Raw genomic sequence first — 22,069 nt, 5'->3', positions numbered from 1 at the left:
CGGGTCAACCCGGCGTGTGCTGGTGGAAAGGTGCTAGCGGGCGGCGCGGATACGGGCGATGCGCTCGCCGGTGGCCGGGTGGCTCGACAGGTAAGACGCATCCTGGCCGCCGCTGGCCTGGCCCAGCTTGACGAACGCCTGTGCCATGTGCTCGGGGTCGATGCCGTTATGGCGCAACATCGCCACCGCGTAGTCGTCGGCTTCGTACTCGGCCTCGCGCGAGTATTTCATATCCAGCGCCACCGTCGGCAGCGCCGTCAGCATGGCCGAGAGATCGCCGAAGATCACCCAGGTACCCGCTGCCACGGCCGAGCTTTGCACCAGCCGCCGTGTCAGGTGGCGCCGGTGCAGGTGGCCCAGTTCGTGCGCCAGCACGGCCATCACCGCCTGGTCGTCCTTGAGCAGGTTCACCAGCTGGTCAGTCATCACGATGTCGCCCGACGGCAGCGCCAGCGCGTTGGGGCCGATGCGGCTGCTGCGAAACACCAGCGTCCAGGTCGGCGCATCGGGCTCGGGCGCGACCAGCGCGGCGAATTGCCGGCGCAGCTGCTCCTGGCGCGCGGCCGGCAACCTTGTCGGGCCCAGCACGCGCCGGTCGAGTACCTCCAGCACGCCCTGCCCCATCTGGCGCTCCACGCTGACCGGCAGGGTGTTGGCCACCCAGCCGGCGGCAGCCGGCAGCAAATATACATACGACACCACCACCACGCCCACTGTCACCCCCAGCGCAACCAGCACGCCGCGCCAGCTTTGCTGGGCGCGCACCACGCCGGTATCGCGGTGGCCGGTGCCGGCCAGCAGCTGCGCAAAAGCGGCGCGGTCGTCCACCTCGAGCCAGGCGCCGTCCTCGAAGCTGACCTTGCGCGCGGCATGGCGCGCGCGCTCGGACACCCGCAAGCTGGCCAGTGGCGCGCTGCGCTCGACGTCGCCGGACAGGTGCGCCACGCCGTCCGTCACAGTCAAGGTCACGCGGTGCAGGCGCGAGGTCTTGCCGTCGAAATAGCGGCCGGTGACGCCGGTGCTGGCATTGCTGGTGTCCATACCGGTCACAGCGAGAAGTCGAAGTCCATGAAGTCGGACACGCCCTCGCCGGCGGCGTTGACGTCGGCGCTGGTGCTGGCGACGAATTCGTCCAGGCTGCCCGCAGGGATGATCATCAGCGATTCGATCCGGTAGCGCATCATGCGCACCTGGGCGAACGGCAGGAACAGGCCCAGCGTGAAAATCACGCCCAGGATATTGGTGACGATGATGAACAGCATGCGGCCGGTGCGCACCTCGGAGCGGAATTCGTGCTGGTCCAGGCTGGCGTTATTCCACACCAGGTTCTGGATCAGCGCGATCAGCAGCGGCGCCATCGACAGGATCAGCAAATAGAACAAGGCGATGCCGATGAACATGCCCGGACCGAAGCCCTGGGCGAGCGCCTCGGCCTCGTTGCGCCCGGCGAAGGTGCTCGCCGCTTGCGCTGCAAACAGCACCATGAAGACCACAAAGGCGACGATGCTCACCAGCAGGAAAGCGCCGAACAGCTTGTAGAAACTGCCCACGCTGGCGCGCGTGGCGAACCGCGCCTGGCCGAAGCGGCTTTCATTGAACTGCCAGGCCTTCAGGCGCTGGTAGATATACGGCGTGGCCAGGCCGAACGTGACGATGTTGAGCAAGGGGCGCAGCAGGCAGTTGATGTAGGCGTCGCGCAGCTGGCCGTCGAAGCGGAAGCGGATGCCGCGCCAGGCCGAGTTATGCAGCTGGAACTGCAGGCTGCGCCAGATAAACCACGGCACCACCGCCGCCATCACCAGGAACATCACCACGGCCAGCAGCGGCGACACCTTGCCGGCCAGCGCGTAGGCGCCCACCACCACGGCAGCGACGATGCGGCCCTTGAGGATGGCGATCGGGTTGCCGTGGTATTCGAAGCTGCTGCCGGCCAGCTCGGTGCTGGAGTAGAAATACTGGTTGCGGCGCACCTTGGCCCAGGCCGAATAAATGCCGAGGGTGACAATGCTGAGCAGCAGGTTGACGATCCAGATGCGGAAATACTCGCTGCCGCTGGCGTGGAATTTCAGGTGCTGGGGCGGCGTTGCCGGTGCGGGTGCGGGCGCAAACGCCGCCCCCGGTTTTTCGAAGTCAACCATGTTGTTGATCACCTTGTTATCAAAACAGGAACCATGCGCCATTACCAATATATTGTCAATAAGAAATTGACAGCCAGTCGTGGTGGCCGTTGTTGTCCGCGCGTCCTGAGGTAAAATGACGGCCATTGTCCGTCCGGACCCTGCCCTATCACCGCTTCCACAGGTTCATCATGCTAGATAATCTTACCCAACGCCTTGCCAAGGTGGTCAAAACCATGCGCGGCGAGGCGCGTCTGACCGAGGCCAACACCGCCGAGATGCTGCGCGAAGTGCGCATGGCGCTGCTGGAGGCCGACGTCGCCCTGCCGGCGGTGCGCGAGTTCATCGCCCGCGTCAAGGAAAAAGCCATGGGCGAGGAAGTCATTTCCTCGCTCTCGCCAGGCCAGGCGCTGGTGGGCGTAGTGCAGCGCGAGCTGGCCAGCCTGATGGGCGCCGACCTCGGCCCCGAAGCGACGCAGTTGAGCTTTGCCCAGCAGCCGCCCGCCATCATCCTGATGGCCGGCCTGCAGGGTGTGGGCAAGACCACCACCGTCGGCAAGCTGGCCAAGTACCTGAAAGAAGAGAAGAAAAAGAAAGTGCTGACCGTCTCGGCCGACGTCTATCGTCCCGCCGCGATCGCCCAGCTGCAATCGGTCACCGCGCAAGTGGGCGCCGACTTCTTCCCGTCCACCGCGCAGGACAAGCCGGTCGATATCGCGCTGGCCGCGCTGGACTGGGCCAAGAAGCACTACCACGACGTGCTGATCATCGATACCGCCGGCCGTCTCGGTATCGACGAAGAAATGATGAAAGAGATCGCTGCCGTGCACAGCGCGGTCAAGCCGATCGAAACCCTGTTCGTGGTCGACGCCATGCTGGGCCAGGATGCGATCAACACCGCCAAGGCCTTCAACGACGCGCTGCCGCTGACCGGTATCGTGCTGACCAAGCTCGATGGCGATTCGCGCGGTGGCGCGGCGCTGTCGGTGCGTCACATCACCGGCAAGCCGATCAAGTTTGCCGGCGTGTCGGAAAAGCTCGATGGCCTCGAAGCGTTCGATCCGGCCCGCATGGCCAGCCGCGTGCTGGGCATGGGCGACATCATGGCGCTGGTGGAAGAAGCGCGCAAAGGCGTGGACAGCAAGGCCGCCGCCGACCTGGCCAACAAGATGAAGAGCGGCGCCAAGTTCGACATGAACGACTTCAAGGCGCAGCTGGGCCAGATGAAAAAGATGGGCGGCATGGCCAGCCTGGTCGATAAACTGCCAGCGCAGTTCCAGCAGGCCGCCGGCAACGCCAACATGGGGCAGGCCGACAAGCAGGTGCGGCGCATGGTCGGCATCATCGACTCGATGACGCCGCAGGAACGCGCCAAGCCGGAACTGATCAAGGCCACCCGCAAGCGCCGCATCGCGGCCGGCGCCGGCGTGCAGGTGCAGGAAGTGAACCGCATGCTCAACCAGTTCGAGCAGATGCAAACCATGATGAAAAAGCTGTCCGGCGGCGGCATGGCGAAGATGATGCGGTCGATGAAAGGCATGATGCCGGGGATGCGCTAAGGCGCACTGCAAACGGGCCGGAAACCGCGCCAATACAGGGAAAACAGCCGGTGCATGCCCCTGCGGGGTGCACTGGCGCGCATAGCCACAGAATTACGTGGTGTTTCCAGGCCAAAACGCGAAAAACGCTTGCATAAGGCATAAATCCCCACCAATATTAGCCGGTGCGATCAATTGCGCAATTTTCCATGTGTTCGTTAAGGAGGCTCGAATATGGCAACAGCCAAAAAAACCCCAGCAGCACCCGCCAAGAAGGCCACGGCAGCAGCCGCAGCCGCTGCCGATAAACCGGCCGCTGCCAAAAAAGCAGCCGCTCCCAAAGCAGCAGCCCCAAAAGCAGACAAGCCAGCAGCAAAGCCCGCAGCAAAAAAAGCCGCAGCCCCTGCAGCACCGCGCAAGCCGAACGCCGCTTTCATGAAAGCGCTGACGCCGTCCGCATCGCTGGCCGCCGTGGTCGGCGAAGCACCGCTGCCGCGTACCGAAGTGACCAAGAAAGTCTGGGATTACATCAAGAAGCTGGACCTGCAAGATCCGGCCAACCGCCGCATGATCAATGCCGACGACAAGCTCAAAGCTGTCTTCGGTGGCAAAGCCCAAGTTTCGATGTTTGAAATGACCAAGCTCATTTCGGACCACCTGAAGTAATTCTCAGTGCTGCGGCCCCGCGCCGCGCCGGGATGCCCCCACCGCTCACGCGCTGGGGGCATTTCTTTTTTGGGAACCTCAAAAAACCTGCTGCGCGATCCGCTATCGCCGCTCCGTTGCTCCGTTGCTCAGCGTACCTCCGTACGCTTGCGCTACTCGCGACGATAACGAACCGCTCGCTACGGTTTTTTTCGAGGTTCTCCCCCTTCGGGGTCAGTGCCGACATTTAGACACGAACCCATCACTACAACGACCAATACCGTGCGGTTAAGTTCAATAATGTCCGAATGTCGGCACTGACCCCGAAGCTTACGTTCGATACCGCTTGACGAAGGACATAGGGACACCCCCCGCGGGGGGAAATTCCGCTATTTCCAGTTATTCCACGCCTTGAGCACCGCGTTCGGGTAGTCGGGCCTGCCGCGGCTGCCGTTGTAGCGACCGAGCGCCAGGTACAGGTTGCCGCCTTCCATGTCGAGGTACATGCGCAGGATGGCGCAGCCGTAGCGCAGATTGGTTTGCATGTGGAACAGCGCGCTGCGGTTGCGGTCGCCGATCACGTTGGTCCAGAACGGCATCACCTGCATGTAGCCACGTGCGCCGGCAATCGACACCGCGTACTTGCGATAGGCCGACTCCACCTGGATCAGCCCCAGCACCAGGCCGGGATCGAGCCCGGCGCGGCGCGCCTCGTACCAGGCGGTGGCGAGAAATTCGTTGCGGGTCTGGTCGTCGGGCAGCTTGCGCTGCAGCCGGGCCGACATGGTGGCCAGCCACAGTTGGTAGCGCTGGCGGTCGGCGTCGTTGCGGAAAGTGGGACTCGGTGGCGCCGGGTCCTTGATGGCGTTGGCCAGCGCCAGTCGCACCGAGTCGGCAAGGGCTTCTTCCTTCTGGTTGCCGGCAATGGCAGCGCCGGGCAATGCCAGCATCACGATAAACGCCACAAGACACCGCCAAGCACCAAGCCGTCGTTCTCGCGTAAGCGGGAACCCATAGACCGCCTCCTCGGAGGCAAAGTATGGATTCCCGCGTTCGCGGCGTTTCGCCGCCGCGAAATGACGGATTAAAGTTCCGCTCACTGCGCCAGTTTGCCTTGCACGAAACCGAGGATCTCGGCCACTGGAACAGCCGTCGCTTCGGCATCACGACGGCCCTGGTACTCGAGATTACCCTCCTTCAAGCCACGGTCGCCGATCACCACGCGGTGCGGCACGCCGATCAGTTCCCAGTCGGCAAACATCTGGCCCGGACGCAGGCCACGGTCGTCGACAATCACGTCGATGCCGGCCGCGACCGCCTCGGCATACAGCTGCTCGGTCGCTTGCTTGACCGCTTCGCTGCGGTCCATGCCCATCGGGCACAGCACCAGTTCGAACGGCGCCAGCGAGGTTGGCCAGATGATGCCCTTGTCGTCGAAGTTCTGCTCGATCGCCGCGCCCAGGATGCGGGTGATGCCGATGCCGTAGCAACCCATCTGCAGCGGCGCCGGTTTGCCGTTTTCGTCGAGGAACGTGGCCTTCATGGCGGCCGAGTAGGCAGTGCCGAGCTGGAACACGTGACCGACTTCGATGCCGCGCTCGATGGTCAGCACGCCTTGGCCGTCTGGCGACGCATCGCCTTCGACCACGTTGCGCAGGTCGGCGACGATGGCCGGTTCGGCCACGTCGCGCCCCCAGTTGGCGCCCGAGTAGTGGTAGCCGGCGTCGTTGGCGCCGCAAATGAAGTCGGCCATGTTGGCGACGGTGCGGTCGGCCACCACGGTCACTGGCGCCTTGGTGCCGATCGGACCCAGGTAGCCAGGCACGCAACCATAGACTTCGGCGATTTCTTCTTCGGTCGAGAAGCGGTGGTCGGCCAGGCCGGCCACCTTGGCCACCTTGATCTCATTGAGTTCATGGTCGCCGCGCAGCAGCAACATGAAATACTGTTTGGCTGTTTTGCCGTCCTTTTCGGTTTCCACGGTCAGCGCCAGGGTTTTGACCGTCTGCGACAGCGGCAGGCCCAGCTGGGCCGCCACCAGTTCGCACTTGGTGGCGTCGGGCGTGGCGACCTTGGTCAGCGCCTGGGCGGCTGCGGCGCGCTCGGCGGTGGCTGGCAGCGCCTCGGCCGCTTCCATGTTGGCGGCGTAATCGGACGTGGGGCAATACACCAGCGCGTCTTCGCCGGTATGGGCGATCACGTGGAATTCGTGCGAACCGCTGCCGCCGATAGCGCCGTTATCGGCCGCTACCGCACGGAACTTCAAACCGAAACGGTTGAAAATACGCGTATAGGCGTCATACATGATCTGGTACGAAGCCTGCATGCCGGCCAGGTCGCGGTCGAACGAGTACGCATCCTTCATGGTGAACTCGCGGCCGCGCATCAGGCCGAAGCGTGGGCGGCGTTCGTCGCGGAACTTGGTCTGGATGTGGTAAAAATTCAACGGTAACTGGCGGTAGGATTTGATCTCCGAACGCACGACGTCGGTGATCACTTCCTCGGCGGTAGGCTGGAACGCGAACTCGCGGCCGTGGCGGTCCTTGATGCGCAGCAATTCGGCGCCCATCTTGTCCCAGCGGCCGGTTTCCTGCCACAGCTCGGCCGGCTGAATCAGCGGCATCAGCAGTTCGACGGCGGCGGAACGGTTCATCTCTTCGCGCACGATGGCTTCGACCTTGCGGATCACCCGCAGGCCGATCGGCATGTACGTGTAGATGCCCGAACCGAGGCGCTTGATCATGCCTGCGCGCATCATTAACTGGTGGGAGACGATCTCTGCATCGGCTGGTGCTTCTTTAAGCGTGGAAATAAAAAAACGTGAGGCGCGCATACGGTGAATTCTTTTTAAAAAGAGAGAGTTATAATCAACCTAATTTTAAAGGATTAGCTGGCTGATGCGTCCATACTTTATACAAATGCGTTCAATACATGGCCCTTCGACCGATTTCGTACCGCGGAATTCCCGCCGAAGCGTCTTTTTGTGGGCAAAAATATAAGCAGGGAGCTCAGTCGCAGAAAGTTTGAGGTGCAATATGCTGGATCGTGAAGGGTTTCGGCCCAACGTCGGCATCATCCTGCTCAACGCCCAGAACGAGGTGTGGTGGGGCAAGCGGGTGCGCGAGCATTCATGGCAGTTTCCACAAGGAGGCATCAAGTACGGAGAAACGCCTGAGCAGGCGATGTATCGGGAGCTGGAAGAGGAAATCGGTTTGCGGGCCGAGCACGTCAAAATCGTCGGTCGCACCCGCGACTGGTTGCGTTACGAGGTGCCCGACCACTTTATCAAGCGGGAAATCCGCGGCCATTACCGTGGTCAGAAACAGATCTGGTTCCTGTTGCGCATGTGTGCGCGCGACAACGACGTCAATCTGCGCCTGACCGACCACCCCGAGTTCGATGCCTGGCGGTGGCACGAGTACTGGGTGCCGCTCGATGTCGTGATCGAATTCAAGCGCGATGTCTACCAGCGCGCGTTGCAGGAACTGTCGCGGTTCCTCACCTGGCCGCCCAACGGCCAGGAGCGCCGCCACGGTTCGCGCTACCTGCGCCAACCGCGTGCGGGTGCGGGCGCCGGCGCCGGCGCGGAACTGGAACGGCGCGTGCAGGTGGCCGACCCTGCGGCCATCATCACGCCACCCACGGCAATCAAGACCGGCAGCTGAGGTCCTGACGAATGTACCCGCCCCGGCATGACAATGCCGTGGCGGGTACAATGTCGCCATCATGTTCAATCCCTCTTCCGACGATGTACGCCGCTTCTTTTGCGAGGTTTTCCGCAAGCAGCGCGCCAATGACATCCTGACCCCGCTCGAAGCGATGGCGTCCGACTGGGTGCGCCACCACCCCGAATACCACGACGTGCTCACCGACGTCGAGTCCGCGCTGGGCCGCAATTACTCGGTCGAAGGCGCGCAGGCCAACCCGTTCCTGCACCTGTCGATGCACCTGTCGATCGACGAACAGATCTCGATCGACCAGCCGCCCGGCATCCGCGACGCCGCCACCGCCCTCACCCTCAAGCTCGACGACGCCCACGCGGCGCAGCACGAAATCATGGAATGCCTGGGCGAGATGATCTGGAACGCCCAGCGCAACGGCACGCCGCCTGACGGTGCTGCTTACGTGGAAGCAATCCGTCGCCGCCTCCGATAACAGCCACCAGCCGTCGCGCCGCCGCTGCCGTCATCCTCGCGAACGCGGGGATCCATGGAACGGCTGATCCGTTTCAACTCAGATCGTAGCGAGTTCGACTCACAGGTTCCATGGATCCCCGCCTGCGCGGCGATGACGGATTAACGGTCCCCGAATGTAAAAAGGCCACGCATCGCGTGGCCTTTCAGTTTCAGTACGACAGAGTTACTTCACAACCGGCGCCGCCAGCGCTGCCGCCGGCACCACGGCTGGCGCAGGCTGCGCGCTGCCGGTTTCGTCCAGCGTGAACGCTTTCAGGCCCAGCACCGAGCTGCTGTACTGGCGAATCTGGTTGGCCAGCACGGGATCGCTATTGAGCTTGTGACCATACGAGGGCACCATGGCCTTCATCTTGGCATCCCATTCCGGCGTGGCCAGCTTGGCCTTGAACGCGGTTTGCAATACCTTGATCATGATCGGTGGCGCGGTCGAAGCGCCTGGCGAGGCACCGAGCAGAGCGACGATGCTGCCGTCAGCCGAGCCGACCACTTCGGTACCGAACTGCAGTACGCCGCCTTTTTCCGGCAGATCCTTGACGATCTGCACGCGCTGGCCGGCGTTTTGCAGGGTCCAGTCTTCCATCTTCGCTTCCGGCAGGTATTCGCGCAGGGTAGCCAGGCGGTCTTCCGGCGAGTTCAGCACCTGTTCGATCAGGTACTTGGTCAGCGGAATGTTGTCCCAGCCAGCTTGCAGCATCGGACGCACGTTGCCGGTGCCGATCGACGCTGGCAGGTCCACCCACGAACCGTTTTTCAGGAACTTGGTCGAGAACGTTGCGAACGGTCCGAACAGCAGGGCTTTCTTGCCGTCAATGATGCGGGTGTCCAGGTGCGGTACCGACATCGGTGGCGAACCGACCGATGCCTTGCCGTACACCTTGGCGGCATGCTTTTCCACCAGCGCCTGGTTGGTGGTGACCAGCCATTGGCCGCCGACCGGTACACCGCCGTAGCCCTTGGCTTCCGGGATGCCCGATTTTTCCAGCAGCGGCAGCGAACCGCCGCCAGCGCCCACGAACACGAACTTGGCGCGCACGGTTTTCACGGCATTGGTGTCGAGGTTCTTGACGGTGACGTTCCAGTTGCCGTCGGTGCCGCGCTTGATGTCTTCCACTTGCGTGCGCAGGTTGACGGTGGCGCCGTGCGAGTCGGTCAGGTGCTTGACCAGCGCGCGGGTCAGGTTGCCGAAGTTGACGTCGGTACCGATTTCCATGCGGGTGGCGGCGATCTTTTGCGACGGGTCACGGCCGGTCATCACCAGCGGCGCCCATTCGGCGATCTTGGCCGGGTCTTCCGAGTACAACATGCCCTTGAACAGGTTTTCCTTTTGCAGTGCAGCATAGCGCTTGCGCAGGAAATTGATGTTGTCATCGCCCCAGACAAAGGCCATGTGCGGCACATTGTTGATGAACGTAGTCGGCGCACCGAGGTAACCATTCTTGACCTGGTAGGCCCAGAACTGCTTCGACACTTCGAACTGCTCGTTGATTTCAACGGCTTTCTTGGTTTCGATGTGGCCGTCAGCCGCTTCCGGGGTGTAGTTCAGTTCGGCGAATGCCGAGTGGCCGGTGCCGGCGTTGTTCATCGCGTCCGAGCTCTCGGCCGCCACTTTGTCCATGCGCTCGTAGAAAGCCATGGTGAGGGTGGGATCGAGTTCCTTGAGCATGGTGCCCAGGGTGGCGCTCATGGTGCCGGCGCCGATCAACAGGACGTCGACCGGTTTGTCGTCGGTGGGTGCCGGCGGTTTGCTGCATGCGGCCAGGATCAGGCACGACATCAGGATAACAATTGACTTACGCATACGTAACTCCGTGGTGGTGATCGTGATGGGACAGTGCGGCCGGGCCATTGCCAGGAACGATGACTAGGTATCGAAGGTGGCTGTCTGCCGCTGAATCGAGGCGGATGAGGGGGTGACGGCTGCCGGCGCAAGCACGCATAAAGTTGCGCGCGTGTCCATAGTTAAAATCAAGGATATCGATTTTATCAGTGTACTCCTGGCGCCAAAATGGGGATAACACTTACGCAAACGTGCTCAAACTACGTAGTTACTAACCGCAGAACGATGTAAAAAAGCCACGACAACCGGAGATTGGCGTGGCTTTGATGAGTGGGAGAAACGATCAGCGATGCACGGCCATCGTCCCCGGCAAGCTGTGCAGGTAAGCGGCCAGGTCCTTGATGTCCTGGTTGCTCAGCGGCTTGACCTGGCCGGTCATGATGGCGTTGTTGCGGCCGTAAGCGCCGTCACCGCGCTTGTAGGCGGTGAGCGCATGCTCGAGGTAGTCGCGGTGCTGGCCGGCCAGCTTCGGATAGCTGGGGTCGAGCGGCGTGTTGTAGTCCTTGCCGTGGCAGGTAAAACAGTTGTACTTGTCGGCCAGCGCCTTGCCATTGGCCACGTTGCCGGCGGCCTGGGCCGTCATGGAGATTGCGGCGCACGCGAAGGCGGCAACCAATGTTTTGATAGTGAGGTGGTTCATTTTGCGCTCCCGGCCCTGGTTTGCTGCGCATAGAATGCGGCGACGTCGGCAATGTCCTGGTCCGACAGGCTGGCGGCGATGCCCCGCATGCTCGGATGCTTGCGGTCGCCTTTCTTGTAGGCTTGCAGCGCAGCCTCGATGTACTTGGCGCCCTGGCCGCCGATCATCGGCACTTGGTAGACTTCCGGGAACGTGGCCTTGTAGCCGGGGATGCCATGACAGCCGATGCACATTTCGATCTTCGCTTTGGCGGCCTGGGCATTGCCCACGATTTCCGCCGCCGTTCCCGCCTGGGTAAAGCCGACTAAAAGAAGAAATGGAAGTGCTGTGATTTTTTTCATGGTCTTTGCTAGGTGGGTAATCGACGCCGGCTACTGAACACTTGACTTTTGCACTACCAGTGCAGGGATTCTAACCTAACAAATTTGACAAAGCTACACAGTAACGTCGCTGGAAACAACACCGGCGGCGCCGTCTTTTGCAGTGCAGCGTAAAGCGTCCACGCCCCTTCTCCACTATACTTGGTGCCATCGTCCACGCTCCGAGACCCACGCATGCAAGCTACTGTCCGCTTTGAAGGTTCCGATCAATACGTCGCCACCGCCGACCTCAAGCTGGCGGTCAACGCCGCCCTCACCCTGCAGCGTCCGTTGCTGATCAAGGGCGAGCCCGGCACCGGCAAAACCATGCTGGCCGAGGAAGTGGCCGCGGCACTGAACATGCCGCTGATGCAATGGCACATCAAGTCCACCACCAAGGCCCAGCAGGGCCTGTACGAATACGACGCCGTCTCGCGCCTGCGCGATTCGCAACTGGGCGACGAGCGCGTGCGCGACATCCAGAACTACATCGTCAAGGGCGTGCTGTGGCAGGCGTTCACCGCGCCGGCGCCGGTCGTGCTGCTGATCGACGAGATCGACAAGGCCGACATCGAATTCCCCAACGACCTGCTGCGCGAACTCGACCGCATGGAGTTCTACGTGTACGAAACGCGCGAGATGGTGCGCGCCGTGCACCGGCCGCTGGTGATCATCACGTCCAACAACGAAAAGGAGCTGCCCGACGCCTTCCTGCGCCGCTGCTTCTTCCACTACATCCAGTTCCCCGACCGCGAGACGATGGCGCGCATCGTCGAAGTGCACTACCCGCATTTGAAACGCGAACTGCTGGCCCAGGCCCTGCAAACCTTTTACGCCGTGCGCGACGTGCCCGGCCTGAAGAAAAAGCCATCGACCTCCGAATTCCTCGACTGGCTCAAACTGCTGATGGCCGAGGACATCGGCCCCGAAGCGCTGCACGGCGTGGACCACAAGGCCATCGTGCCGCCGCTGCACGGCGCCCTGCTGAAAAACGAGCAGGACGTGCACTTGTTCGAACGGCTGGTGCAGATGGCAAGGGCCAACCGTTGACCGGGCGCTGAGATGCTGATCGATTTCTTTTTCACCCTGAAAGACGCCAAAATCCCGGTGTCGATCAAGGAATTCCTGACGCTGCTGGAAGCGTTGCAAAAGAACGTGATCGACACGTCGCTCGACGACTTTTACTACCTGGCGCGCCTGACGCTGGTCAAAGACGAAGCCCACTACGACAAGTTCGACCGCGCCTTTGGCCTGTACTTCAAGGGCATCGCCGCCCACTTCGACGAAAAGAGCGAGATCCCTCTCGACTGGCTGCTGCAAAAGATGAAGCGCGAGCTCACCGACGAACAAAAGGCGCAGCTGGAAAAATTCGGCTACGACAAGCTGATGGACCGCCTGGCCGAGCTGTTAAAAGAGCAGAAGGAGCGCCACGAGGGCGGCAGCAAGTGGATCGGCACCGGCGGCACGTCGCCGTTCGGCCACGGCGGCACCAACCCGGAGGGCATCCGCATCGGCGGCAAGGGCGGCAACCGCACGGCGGTCAAGGTGTGGGAAGAGCGCGCGTTCAAGGACTACGACGGCGAGCGCGAAATCGGCACACGCAACATCAAGGTGGCGCTGCGCCGGCTGCGCAAGTTCGCCCGCGAAGGCGCCCACGAAGAACTGGCGCTCGACGCCACCATCCACGCTACCGCCAGCAACGCCGGCTTCCTCGATTTAAAAATGCAGCCCGAGCGCAAGAACAACATCAAGGTGCTGATGCTGTTCGACGTCGGCGGTTCGATGGACGACCATATCGAGCGCACCGAGGAACTGTTCGCCGCCTCGCGCACCGAATTCAAGAACATGGAGTTCTACTACTTCCACAATTGCGTGTACGACTTCGTGTGGAAGAACAACCGCCGCCGCCAGTCCGAGCGCTTCAATACCTGGGACATCCTGCGCAAGTACCCGCCCGACACCAAGCTCATTTTCGTCGGCGACGCCACCATGAGCCCCTACGAGGTGCTGCACCCGGGCGGCTCGGTCGAGTACAACAACAGGGAAGCGGGTAGCGAGTGGCTCACGCGCTTTACCAATGCGTTTCCGAAGTTCGCGTGGTTGAATCCCGAGCCGGAAGGCTCGTGGCAGTATCGGCAGTCGATTGCCATCATCCGCCAGTTGATGAACAACCGCATGTATCCGATCACGATCGATGGGCTGGAGCGGGCGATGCGCGCGCTCAGCAAATAGAGGGGCCGCTCACGAGCAGCCTGCTAGCCAGGCAACTGCAAGCGGTAACCAACCGCCGTCTCGGTCAGCAAAAACTTCGGCTGGGCCGGATCGGCTTCGAGCTTGTGGCGCAGGTGGCCCATGTAGATGCGCAGGTAGTGGCCGTTTTCCGACTGCGACGGCCCCCACACGGCGCGCAGCAGCTGCGGGTTGGTCATCACCCGGCCCGCATTGGCCACCAGCACCGCCAGCAGCCGGTACTCGGTGGGCGTGAGGTGCACATTCTCGCCGCCGCGCGTCACGCGGCGGTTCTGCAAGTCCACCGCCACGTCGCCGAAGTTGATCAGGCCTTCCTTGCTGGCCGCCGGCTGACGCTGGCGGCGCAAGGTCGCGCGCACGCGGGCCAGCAGCTCCCCTACCCCGAACGGCTTGGTCAGGTAGTCGTCGGCGCCAGCATCGAGCGCGCGGATCTTGTCCGCTTCATTGACCCGGGCCGAGAGCACGATCACCGGCGCCGACGACCACTTGCGCAGGTCGAGCACGAAGTCGATGCCGTCGCCATCGGGCAGGCCCAGGTCCAGCACGATCAGGTCGGGCTTGCGGGTGCCGGCGTCGATCAGGCCCCGTTGCAGCGTGGCCGCTTCGAACACCTGCCAGCCCTCCTCTTCCAGCGCGGCGCGCACGAAGCGGCGGATTTGCGGCTCGTCTTCCACCAGCAAGGCGGTAGGCGCGGTGGCGAGATGGTCATGCTCGGTCATGGTGTCTCCGGTTCGGCTTCCAGCTCGGGCATGGCCGGTGGGGTGCCCAGTGGCAGGGTGAAGGTAAAGGCGGCGCCACCGAGCGGCGCCGCGTGAGCGGTGGCGCTGATACGGCCGCCATGCGCTTCGACGATGGCGCGGCAAATTGCCAGCCCCAGGCCGACGCCGGGCTTGGCCGATTCGCGCTCGCCCCGCGTGAATTTTTCGAAGATCGCTTCCTCGCGCCCTGGCGGCAGACCGGGGCCGTCGTCCGCCACGGTGATATTGATCCACTGGCCGTGCAGCGCGGCGCCAATGGCGATGGTCGATCCGGGCGGCGTGTACTTGGCGGCGTTTTCCACCAGGTTGGCCAGCACCCGCTCGATCAGCACGGCGTCGTAGCGCAGCAGCGGCAGGTGATGGGGCAGCTCGGTGCGCACGTGGTGGCTTTGCAGTTGCGAGCCGCTGGCGCGCAAGGCGCTGCCCACCACTTCCTCGAGCGGCTGCCATTGCAGGTTGAATTTCACTTCGCCGCTCTGGATGCGCGCCATGTCGAGCAGGTTGGTCACCATGGCGCTCATGCGCAGCGCCTCGTCGTGCAACGCTACCGCCACGTCGTGCTGGGCGTCGGGCAGCGGCGGTTTGGCGCCGGCCAGCGCTTCCGACAAGCCGACGAGCGACGTCAGCGGCGTGCGCACGTCGTGCGACAGTGCCGCCAGGAGTGAATTGCGCAATCGCTCCGACTCCATGTTCACCAGCGCGTTCTGCGCCACCTCGATGTAATGCACGCGCTCGAGCGCAATCGCGGCCAGCGCGGCAAAGGTATCGAGCTGCTGGCGTTGTTCGGGAATCAGGAGCCAGCGCTGGCGCAGCGGCTCGATCGCCAGCACGCCCCGGGTGCGCATCGGCGCGACCAGCGGCAGGTAGAACAGCGCACTGGCCGGCAGCGTATCGGTGCCCAGGCCCGCACTCTCGGCATTGTCGAACGCCCACTGGGCAATGCCCACGTCGAGCGTGACGCCGGCGGGCGCCGGCAGCAGGCGGCCATCGGCGTCGGGCAGCAGCAAGGTGGCGCGGGCGCGGAAGGCGTTTTCGATGAACAGGCGGGTGGTGTCGAAGATTTGCTCGGTTTGCAGCGCGCCCGACAGCTCGCGGGCGAACTCGTACAGGGAGCGCGAGCGCTTCTCGCGCTGCGCCGCCACCCGCGCCTGGAAGCGCAGACCGGACGTCAGGTGGCCGGTGATCAGGCCCACGGCCAGCATCACCATGAAGGTGATCACGTACTGGAAGTCGGAAACGGCAAAGTCGAAGCGCGGCGTGACGAAGAAAAAGTCGAAGCAGGCCACGCTCACGCAGGTGGCCACCACCGACGGGCCGCGCCCGAAGCGCACGGCCGTGAGCAGCACGCCGAGCAGGAACAACATGGCGATATTGGCCAGGTCCAGCCATGCCAGCAGCGGCATGGCGGCCAGTGCGATGGCGATGCTCGAGACAACCGCCACGGCGTAGCCGGTGGCGCGTTGCTGTTGCCACGGCAGGCGCACGCCGGAGGCTCCCGGCGCTCCGCGCCCATCATTGCCACGTTCGCCATAGCCGTCCGCGTGGTCGGCGTCGGCAGCGGCATCGGCGCCCCAGGCGGTACCCGTGCTGTTTTTGCCCGGGTTGGCCGGCGCCTCGATGCTGGCCGCGCCGATTTCCACCAGGTCCAGGTCTGGCGCATAGCGGGCCAGGCGCTTGATGTGCGGCGTTTGCCACGGCCAGGATGAGCGTGAGCGTCCCAGCACGAACTTCGACAGGTTGTGGCTGCGCGCATACTCCACCGCCGCCAGCGCCACGTCGCGGCCCGGCACCACGGCCGTGGTGGCGCCCAGGTCTTCGGCCAGTTTCAAGGTGCGCAGGATCTGCTCGCGGCGCGCGGCGGGCAGCTTTTGCAGCGCCGGCGTCTCCACGTAGATCGCGTGCCAGTCAGTGCCCAGCTGGCCGGCCAGGCGCGCCGTGCTGCGCACCGTGTGCTCGGCGCCGGGATTCGGACCCACGCACGCCAGCAGCGCGGCGCCAGTTTTCCAGATGTCGGCAATCGACTGCTCCACGCGGTAAGCGCGCACATCGTCCTCGATACGGTCGGCGGTGCGGCGCAGCGCCAACTCGCGCAGCGCGATCAAATTCCCCTTGCGGAAGAAGTTTTTCGAGGCCCGCTCGGCCTGCGGCGCCTGGTACACCTTGCCGCTTTTCAGGCGCGCCAGCAGTTCGTCGGCCGGCAGATCGACCAGCACCACCTCGTCGGCCTGGTCGAACACGGTATCGGGTACCGTCTCGCCCACGCGGATGCCGGTGATGCCGCCCACCACGTCGTTGAGGCTTTCCAGGTGCTGGACGTTGACGGTGGTGAGCACGTCGATTCCGGCGTCGCGCAGTTCTTCGACGTCCTGCCAGCGCTTGGGGTGGCGCGAACCGGGCGCGTTCGAGTGCGCCAGTTCGTCCATCAGGATCAGCGGTGGATGGCGCTCGAGCGCGGCATCGAGGTCGAATTCGGCCAGGGTGCGGCCACGGTGCTCGACCGCGCGCGGCGGCAGGACCTCCAGCCCGGCCAGCATGGCGGCGGTCTCGCTGCGTCCGTGGGTTTCCACCACGCCGACCAGGACCTCGTTGCCCTCAAGCTGAAGCTTGCGGGCGGCAGCGAGCATGGCGTAGGTTTTGCCCACCCCGGCCGACGCGCCAAAATAAATGCGCAGCTTGCCGCGCGCGGCGCGCCGCTCCCGGGCCTGGACTTGCGCCAGCAAGGCGTCGGGATCGGGGCGCTGGCTATCGTGGGGAATGGACATGCGGCGATTCTACCTGAGCGGATAAATCAGCGGCCAGTCTGGTCGAGCGCCAGGTTGAGCGCCAGGACGTTGACGCGCGGCTCGCCGAAAAAGCCCAGGTACTGCGGACGCGTGTGCTGCTCGATCAGCGCCAGCACCTGGTTGGTGTTGAACTGGCGGGCGGCGGCCACGCGGGCGGCCTGGTAGCGGGCGGCGGCCGGGCTGATCTCGGGATCGAGGCCACTGGCCGAGGCGGTCACCAGGTCCACCGGAATGGGCAGGGTGTTGGAGGGATCAAGCGCCTTGAGGGCGTCGATACGGCCTTTCACGGCGTCGATCTGGGCCGCGTTGGTGGGGCCGAGGTTGGTGCCGGAAGAACCGGCGCCGTTATTGGGCATCGGACCGGTGCCCGACGGGCGGCCCCAGAAGTATTTCGGTGAACTGAACGACTGGCCGATCAGCGACGAGCCGACGGTTTTGCCGTCGACCTGTACCAGGCTGCCCGCCGCTTCGGCAGGAAAGGCGGCGGAGGCAACCCCGGAGACGGCCAGCGGGTACAGCACGCCGCAGAGAATGGTGAGGGCGCCGAAGATGACCAGGGCGGGACGGAAGTGGGATGTCATATGGACTCCAGAGAATTAAGTTAGCCAGCAATCCGTCATCCCCGCGCAGGCGGGGACCCAATGTGCGGGCGTTATCGACGCGCTCACAGAATTGGATTCCCGCCGGCGCGGGAATGACGGATTGAAGGCAGGTGGTTGTTATACGAGGTGCAAGGCAGCGAGCACCATGTCAATCAGCTTGATGCCCACGAACGGCAGCACGATCCCGCCCAGGCCATACAGCAGCAGGTTGCGGCGCAGCAGCGCTACCGCGCCAATGGCCCGGTACTTCACGCCCTTGAGCGCCAGCGGTATCAAGACCACGATGATCAGCGCATTGAAAATCACCGCCGACATGATCGCCGACGACGGGCTGGCAAGTTGCATCACGTCGAGCGCCTTCAGTTGCGGATAAGTGCCCACGAATGCCGCCGGGATGATGGCGAAATACTTGGCGATGTCGTTCGAGATCGAGAACGTGGTCAGCGCGCCGCGCGTCATCAGCATCTGCTTGCCGATTTCGACGATTTCCAGCAGCTTGGTCGGATTCGAGTCCAGGTCCACCATGTTGCCGGCTTCCTTGGCCGCTTGCGTGCCCGAGTTCATCGCCACCGCCACGTCGGCCTGGGCCAGCGCCGGGGCGTCGTTGGTGCCGTCGCCGGTCATCGCCACCAGGCGGCCTTCGGCCTGGTACTTGCGGATCAGTTTCAGCTTGTCTTCCGGCGTGGCTTCGGCCAGGAAGTCGTCCACGCCCGCTTCGGCAGCGATGGCGGCAGCGGTCAGCTGGTTGTCGCCGGTGATCATCACGGTCTTGATGCCCATGCGGCGCAGCTCGCCGAAACGCTCCTTGATGCCGCCCTTGACGATGTCCTTCAGTTCCACCACGCCCATCACGCGGCCACCATCGGTGACCACCAGCGGCGTGCTGCCACGGCGCGAGATGTCGTCCACCGCACGGCCCACTTCGGCCGGGTAAGCATTGGGCTGGCCCAGCGACTCCACGTAGCGGCGCACGCTGTCGGCGGCGCCCTTGCGCACGGCGCGTTCGCCGATATCGACACCGCTCATGCGGGTTTGCGCGGTGAACGGCACGAACACGGCGTTCAGGGACGCCATTTCGCGTTCGCGGATGTTGAACTTCTGCTTGGCCAGCACCACGATGCTGCGCCCTTCCGGGGTTTCGTCGGCCAGCGAGGCCAGTTGCGCCACGTCGGCCAACTGCTGCTCGGTCACGCCGGGCGCCGGCACGAAACTCGACGCCTGGCGGTTACCGAGCGTGATGGTGCCGGTTTTATCGAGCATCAGCACGTCGACGTCGCCCGCCGCTTCCACGGCGCGGCCGGAGGTAGCGATCACGTTGGCCTGCATCATGCGGCTCATGCCAGCCACGCCGATGGCCGACAGCAGGCCGCCAATCGTGGTCGGAATCAGGCACACCAGCAGCGCGATCAGCACCGTGATGGTGACAGGCGTGCCCGATTGGGCAGCCTGCACCGAGAACAGCGAGAACGGCAGCAAGGTGATGGTCACGATCAGGAACACGATGGTCAAAGCGACCAGCAAGATGGTGAGCGCGATCTCGTTCGGAGTTTTCTGGCGCTTGGCGCCTTCCACCATCGAGATCATGCGGTCGAGGAAGGTCTCGCCAGGATTGACGGTGACCTTCACCACCAGCCAGTCCGACAGCACGCGGGTGCCGCCGGTGACGGACGAAAAGTCGCCGCCCGACTCGCGGATCACGGGGGCCGATTCGCCGGTGATCGCGCTTTCGTCCACCGAGGCTACGCCTTCGATCACTTCACCGTCGATCGGGATGACATCGCCCGCTTCCACCAGGATGTAGTGTCCCTTGACCAGATCGGTGGCCGGCTGCGGCAGCCAGGTGGTGCCGTACTTGGGCGTGGCCAGCTTTTTCGCACTGACGGTTTGCTTGAGGTTGCGCAGCGACGCCGCTTGCGCCTTGCTGCGGCCTTCGGCCAGCGCCTCGGCAAAGTTCGCGAACAGCACCGTGAACCACAGCCAGACCGAGATCGCCAGGATAAAGCCGGCCGGCGCCTCGCCCTGGCCGAACAGCGCCTGCAGGTACAACAAGGTGGTGATGATGCTGCCGACGTACACGACAAACATCACCGGGCTGCGCACCTGGGTGGCAGGGCTGAGTTTTTTGAACGAGTCGGCAATCGCCGGCAGCAGCAGTTCGGCGTCGAACAGGCGCAGCTTTTTAGGCGCCGGATTGGCGGGGCTGGCGGGGTTGGTAAACACCGTCATTTCTTTTGGAGTCGTTGACATGATGGGATCCTGCGAATTAATGAGCAAACATCTGCAAGTGTTCAACCACGGGACCGAGCGCCAGCGCCGGCACGTAATTGAGCACGCCTACCAGCACCACCACGCCGATCAGCAGGCCGATGAACATCGGGCCGTGGGTGGGCATGGTGCCGGCGTTGGCGGCCAGGCGCTGCTTGCCCGCCAGCGAACCGGCCACCGCCAGGATCGGCACGATCACCGCAAAGCGGCCGAACCAGATCGCCACCGCCAGCAGGGTGTTGTAGAACGGCGTGTTGGCGGAGATGCCGGCAAACGCGCTGCCGTTGTTGTTGGCGGCCGAACTCAACGCATACAACACCTCCGAGAAACCGTGGGCGCCGGGGTTGAGGATGCCGGCGCGACCAAGATCGGTCATCACCGCCAGCGCGGTACCGGCCAGCACCAGGGTCGGCGTAACCAGGATGGCGATCGACGTCATCTTCATTTCATACGCCTGGATTTTCTTGCCCAGGTATTCAGGCGTGCGGCCGATCATCAAACCGGCGATGAACACGGCCAGGATGGCGAAGATCAGCATGCCGTACAGGCCCGAACCGACGCCGCCGAAGATCACTTCACCGAACTGCATCAGCACCATCGGGATCATGCCGCCGATCGGGGTAAACGAGTCGTGCATGGAGTTGACCGCACCGCAAGACGCTGCGGTCGTGACAGCGGCGAACAGCGTGGAAGCGCTGATGCCGAAGCGCGTTTCCTTGCCTTCCATATTGCCGCCCGATTGCAGGCTGCTGGCCGTCTGGTCGATGTGCAACGCCTGCAGCGCCGGGTGGACCTGCTGTTCGGCGCTCATCACCACCAGCGTGGCGGCGACAAACAGCACCGTCATGGCGCCCAGCACCGCCCAGCCCTGGCGGCGGTCGCCGACCATGCGGCCGAACGCGAAGCACAGGCCGGCCGGGATCAGGAAGATCGCCAGCATCTGCACGAAGTTGGTCAGCGCGGTCGGGTTTTCATACGGGTGGGCCGAGTTGGCGTTGAAGAAGCCGCCGCCATTGGTACCCAGCATCTTGATCGCTTCCTGCGACGCCACCGGCCCCATGGCCAGGGTTTGCGTCCTGGTGGTCAGCGTTTCGGTCACCGGCTGGCCCTTGGCGTCCTTGATCGGCTGGTTGTCGGCGTCCACTTTCGGCTGGGTGTAGGTGACTGCGTCGATCAGCTGCACCTCTTTATAGGCCGAGAAGTTCTGGATCACGCCCTGGCCGGCCAGGAAAATCGCCAGGATCAGCGACAGCGGCAGCAGCACGTACAGGGTCGAACGGGTGACGTCGGCCCAGAAATTGCCGATCGATTTGCTCGTGCGCGACGAGAAGCCGCGGATCAGCGCAAAGCACACGGCCATGCCAGTGGCGGCCGAGAAGAAGTTCTGGCCGGTGAGCACCAGCATCTGGGTCAGGTAGCTCATGGTCTGTTCGCCGCTGTAGCCCTGCCAGTTGGTGTTGGCGACAAAGCTCACTGCCGTGTTGAACGAGGAGTCGGGGCTGATATTGGCCAGGCCCTGGGGGTTCAGCGGTAAAAATGCCTGCAGGCGCTGCAGGCCGTAGACCGCAAATGCGCCCAGGGCGTTGAACGACAGCAGTGCAATGGCGTAGGTTTTCCAGCCCTGGCCCTGCGCCTGGCCGTCCTGGTCGGCGATGCCGGCGGCGCGGTACAGCAGGCGTTCGAGCTTGCCCAGCCAGCCAAGGCCGGGAATCGCGGCGACGGTGCCATCGCCCACCCGGGCCAGCACCACGCCCAGCGGCCAGGCCAGCGCCAGCAGCACGACCAGGAACACCACCAGCAGCACGATCGATTGGGTGGTCATCACAGTTCCTCCGCTTTTAGGAGCGCGAGCACCAGGTACACCAGCAAGCCGGCGGACGCGATACCACCGATCACGTAGAAGATGCTCATGGCTGGCCTCCCAGCTTGTCGCAGCCGACGGCCATCGCCCAGATCGCGACGGTGAAGGCCGCGATCACACCAATAAATATAAAATCCATCACACCCTCGAAGGTCTTGTTTTGATGGATGAGAGGTTAGCGGCAGGGGTCTAAAGATTTTGTAAAGACTTGGCTGGCG

The 22,069-nt window shown here is 63.6% G+C and carries 19 protein-coding genes; 6 read left to right on the top strand and 13 right to left on the bottom strand.

The features are described 5' to 3' along the window. Positions 1 to 33 precede the first annotated feature (33 nt). Both J2X54_RS14200 and J2X54_RS14195 read right to left on the bottom strand, forming a co-directional pair. Positions 34 to 1,041: a M48 family metallopeptidase gene (locus J2X54_RS14200; RefSeq protein WP_310181493.1), complete on the bottom strand. Its 1,008-nt coding sequence runs from the start codon at positions 1,039 to 1,041 to the stop codon at positions 34 to 36. Positions 1,042 to 1,046: 5 nt separating this feature from the next. Beyond that, positions 1,047 to 2,138 carry a YjgN family protein gene (locus J2X54_RS14195; protein ID WP_310181492.1) on the bottom strand — a complete coding sequence of 364 codons (1,092 nt, stop codon included), beginning with the start codon at positions 2,136 to 2,138 and terminating at the stop codon, positions 1,047 to 1,049. A 170-nt stretch (positions 2,139 to 2,308) separates the two neighbouring features. Here J2X54_RS14195 and ffh point away from each other — a divergent pair, with 170 nt between their 5' ends. Together ffh and J2X54_RS14185 are read left to right on the top strand one after the other, a co-directional pair. Next, the gene (gene ffh, locus J2X54_RS14190; protein WP_026637523.1) at positions 2,309 to 3,676 is read left to right on the top strand and encodes a signal recognition particle protein; all 1,368 of its coding nucleotides are present in this window, start codon (positions 2,309 to 2,311) and stop codon (positions 3,674 to 3,676) included. 213 nt (positions 3,677 to 3,889) lie between these two features. Beyond that, positions 3,890 to 4,321 carry an SWIB/MDM2 domain-containing protein gene (locus tag J2X54_RS14185; RefSeq protein WP_310181491.1) on the top strand — a complete coding sequence of 144 codons (432 nt, stop codon included), beginning with the start codon at positions 3,890 to 3,892 and terminating at the stop codon, positions 4,319 to 4,321. 368 nt (positions 4,322 to 4,689) lie between these two features. On the opposite strand, the gene J2X54_RS14180 is transcribed toward J2X54_RS14185, so the two are convergent. Both J2X54_RS14180 and J2X54_RS14175 read right to left on the bottom strand, forming a co-directional pair. After that, positions 4,690 to 5,250 (bottom strand): lytic transglycosylase domain-containing protein, encoded by a 561-nt coding sequence (locus J2X54_RS14180; RefSeq protein ID WP_070251402.1) that lies wholly within the window; start codon positions 5,248 to 5,250, stop codon positions 4,690 to 4,692. A gap of 146 nt (positions 5,251 to 5,396) precedes the next feature. Then, positions 5,397 to 7,133, bottom strand: coding sequence for a proline--tRNA ligase (locus tag J2X54_RS14175; RefSeq protein WP_310181490.1), 1,737 nt, complete (start codon positions 7,131 to 7,133; stop codon positions 5,397 to 5,399). Positions 7,134 to 7,335: 202 nt separating this feature from the next. On the opposite strand from J2X54_RS14175, the gene J2X54_RS14170 reads away from it, so the two are divergent. Together J2X54_RS14170 and J2X54_RS14165 are read left to right on the top strand one after the other, a co-directional pair. Further along, positions 7,336 to 7,965: an RNA pyrophosphohydrolase gene (locus J2X54_RS14170; protein ID WP_310181489.1), complete on the top strand. Its 630-nt coding sequence runs from the start codon at positions 7,336 to 7,338 to the stop codon at positions 7,963 to 7,965. A gap of 61 nt (positions 7,966 to 8,026) precedes the next feature. After that, on the top strand, positions 8,027 to 8,455 hold the full coding sequence (locus J2X54_RS14165) for a DUF1841 family protein (protein WP_070251366.1): 429 nt from the start codon (positions 8,027 to 8,029) through the stop codon (positions 8,453 to 8,455). Positions 8,456 to 8,659: 204 nt separating this feature from the next. On the opposite strand, the gene mqo is transcribed toward J2X54_RS14165, so the two are convergent. From mqo to J2X54_RS14150, 3 genes are all read right to left on the bottom strand, one after another. After that, positions 8,660 to 10,294, bottom strand: a complete 1,635-nt coding sequence (mqo, locus tag J2X54_RS14160; protein WP_310181488.1) for a malate dehydrogenase (quinone) — start codon at positions 10,292 to 10,294, stop codon at positions 8,660 to 8,662. Positions 10,295 to 10,616: 322 nt separating this feature from the next. Continuing rightward, positions 10,617 to 10,973: a cytochrome c gene (locus J2X54_RS14155; protein WP_070251361.1), complete on the bottom strand. Its 357-nt coding sequence runs from the start codon at positions 10,971 to 10,973 to the stop codon at positions 10,617 to 10,619. Next, complete coding sequence (locus J2X54_RS14150; RefSeq protein WP_070251359.1) at positions 10,970 to 11,314, bottom strand: cytochrome c; 345 nt, start codon at positions 11,312 to 11,314, stop codon at positions 10,970 to 10,972. Before J2X54_RS14150 ends, J2X54_RS14155 begins: the two co-directional genes overlap by 4 nt. 213 nt (positions 11,315 to 11,527) lie before the next feature. Between J2X54_RS14150 and J2X54_RS14145 the strand changes: the two genes are divergently transcribed. Together J2X54_RS14145 and J2X54_RS14140 are read left to right on the top strand one after the other, a co-directional pair. Beyond that, positions 11,528 to 12,382, top strand: coding sequence for a MoxR family ATPase (locus J2X54_RS14145; protein ID WP_310181487.1), 855 nt, complete (start codon positions 11,528 to 11,530; stop codon positions 12,380 to 12,382). 12 nt (positions 12,383 to 12,394) lie between these two features. After that, positions 12,395 to 13,564: a hypothetical protein gene (locus J2X54_RS14140; RefSeq protein ID WP_310181485.1), complete on the top strand. Its 1,170-nt coding sequence runs from the start codon at positions 12,395 to 12,397 to the stop codon at positions 13,562 to 13,564. Between the two features lie 23 nt (positions 13,565 to 13,587). Here the strand turns inward: J2X54_RS14140 and kdpE are convergent, their stop codons facing one another. From kdpE to J2X54_RS14110, 6 genes are all read right to left on the bottom strand, one after another. Beyond that, complete coding sequence (gene kdpE, locus J2X54_RS14135) at positions 13,588 to 14,301, bottom strand: two-component system response regulator KdpE (RefSeq protein WP_070251353.1); 714 nt, start codon at positions 14,299 to 14,301, stop codon at positions 13,588 to 13,590. Beyond that, positions 14,298 to 17,102, bottom strand: coding sequence for a DUF4118 domain-containing protein (locus J2X54_RS14130; RefSeq protein ID WP_310181484.1), 2,805 nt, complete (start codon positions 17,100 to 17,102; stop codon positions 14,298 to 14,300). Before J2X54_RS14130 ends, kdpE begins: the two co-directional genes overlap by 4 nt. A 26-nt stretch (positions 17,103 to 17,128) precedes the next feature. Next, on the bottom strand, positions 17,129 to 17,704 hold the full coding sequence (kdpC, locus tag J2X54_RS14125) for a potassium-transporting ATPase subunit KdpC (RefSeq protein ID WP_310181483.1): 576 nt from the start codon (positions 17,702 to 17,704) through the stop codon (positions 17,129 to 17,131). Positions 17,705 to 17,842: 138 nt separating this feature from the next. Further along, positions 17,843 to 19,951, bottom strand: a complete 2,109-nt coding sequence (gene kdpB, locus J2X54_RS14120) for a potassium-transporting ATPase subunit KdpB (protein ID WP_310182071.1) — start codon at positions 19,949 to 19,951, stop codon at positions 17,843 to 17,845. A gap of 37 nt (positions 19,952 to 19,988) precedes the next feature. After that, entirely contained in the window at positions 19,989 to 21,812 is a 1,824-nt protein-coding gene (kdpA, locus tag J2X54_RS14115; RefSeq protein ID WP_310181482.1) for a potassium-transporting ATPase subunit KdpA, read from the bottom strand. Further along, a complete protein-coding gene (locus J2X54_RS14110; RefSeq protein ID WP_070251340.1) occupies positions 21,812 to 21,901 on the bottom strand; it encodes a potassium-transporting ATPase subunit F in 90 nt (29 codons plus the stop codon). Before J2X54_RS14110 ends, kdpA begins: the two co-directional genes overlap by 1 nt. Between the last annotated feature and the right edge of the window lie 168 nt (positions 21,902 to 22,069).

It is taken from the genome of Duganella sp. 3397, assembly GCF_031456625.1.
Lineage (GTDB): Bacteria > Pseudomonadota > Gammaproteobacteria > Burkholderiales > Burkholderiaceae_D > Rugamonas > Rugamonas phyllosphaerae.
The sequence above is the reverse complement of the archived record's forward strand: the minus strand, read 5'-3'. Positions and strand labels throughout refer to the sequence as shown.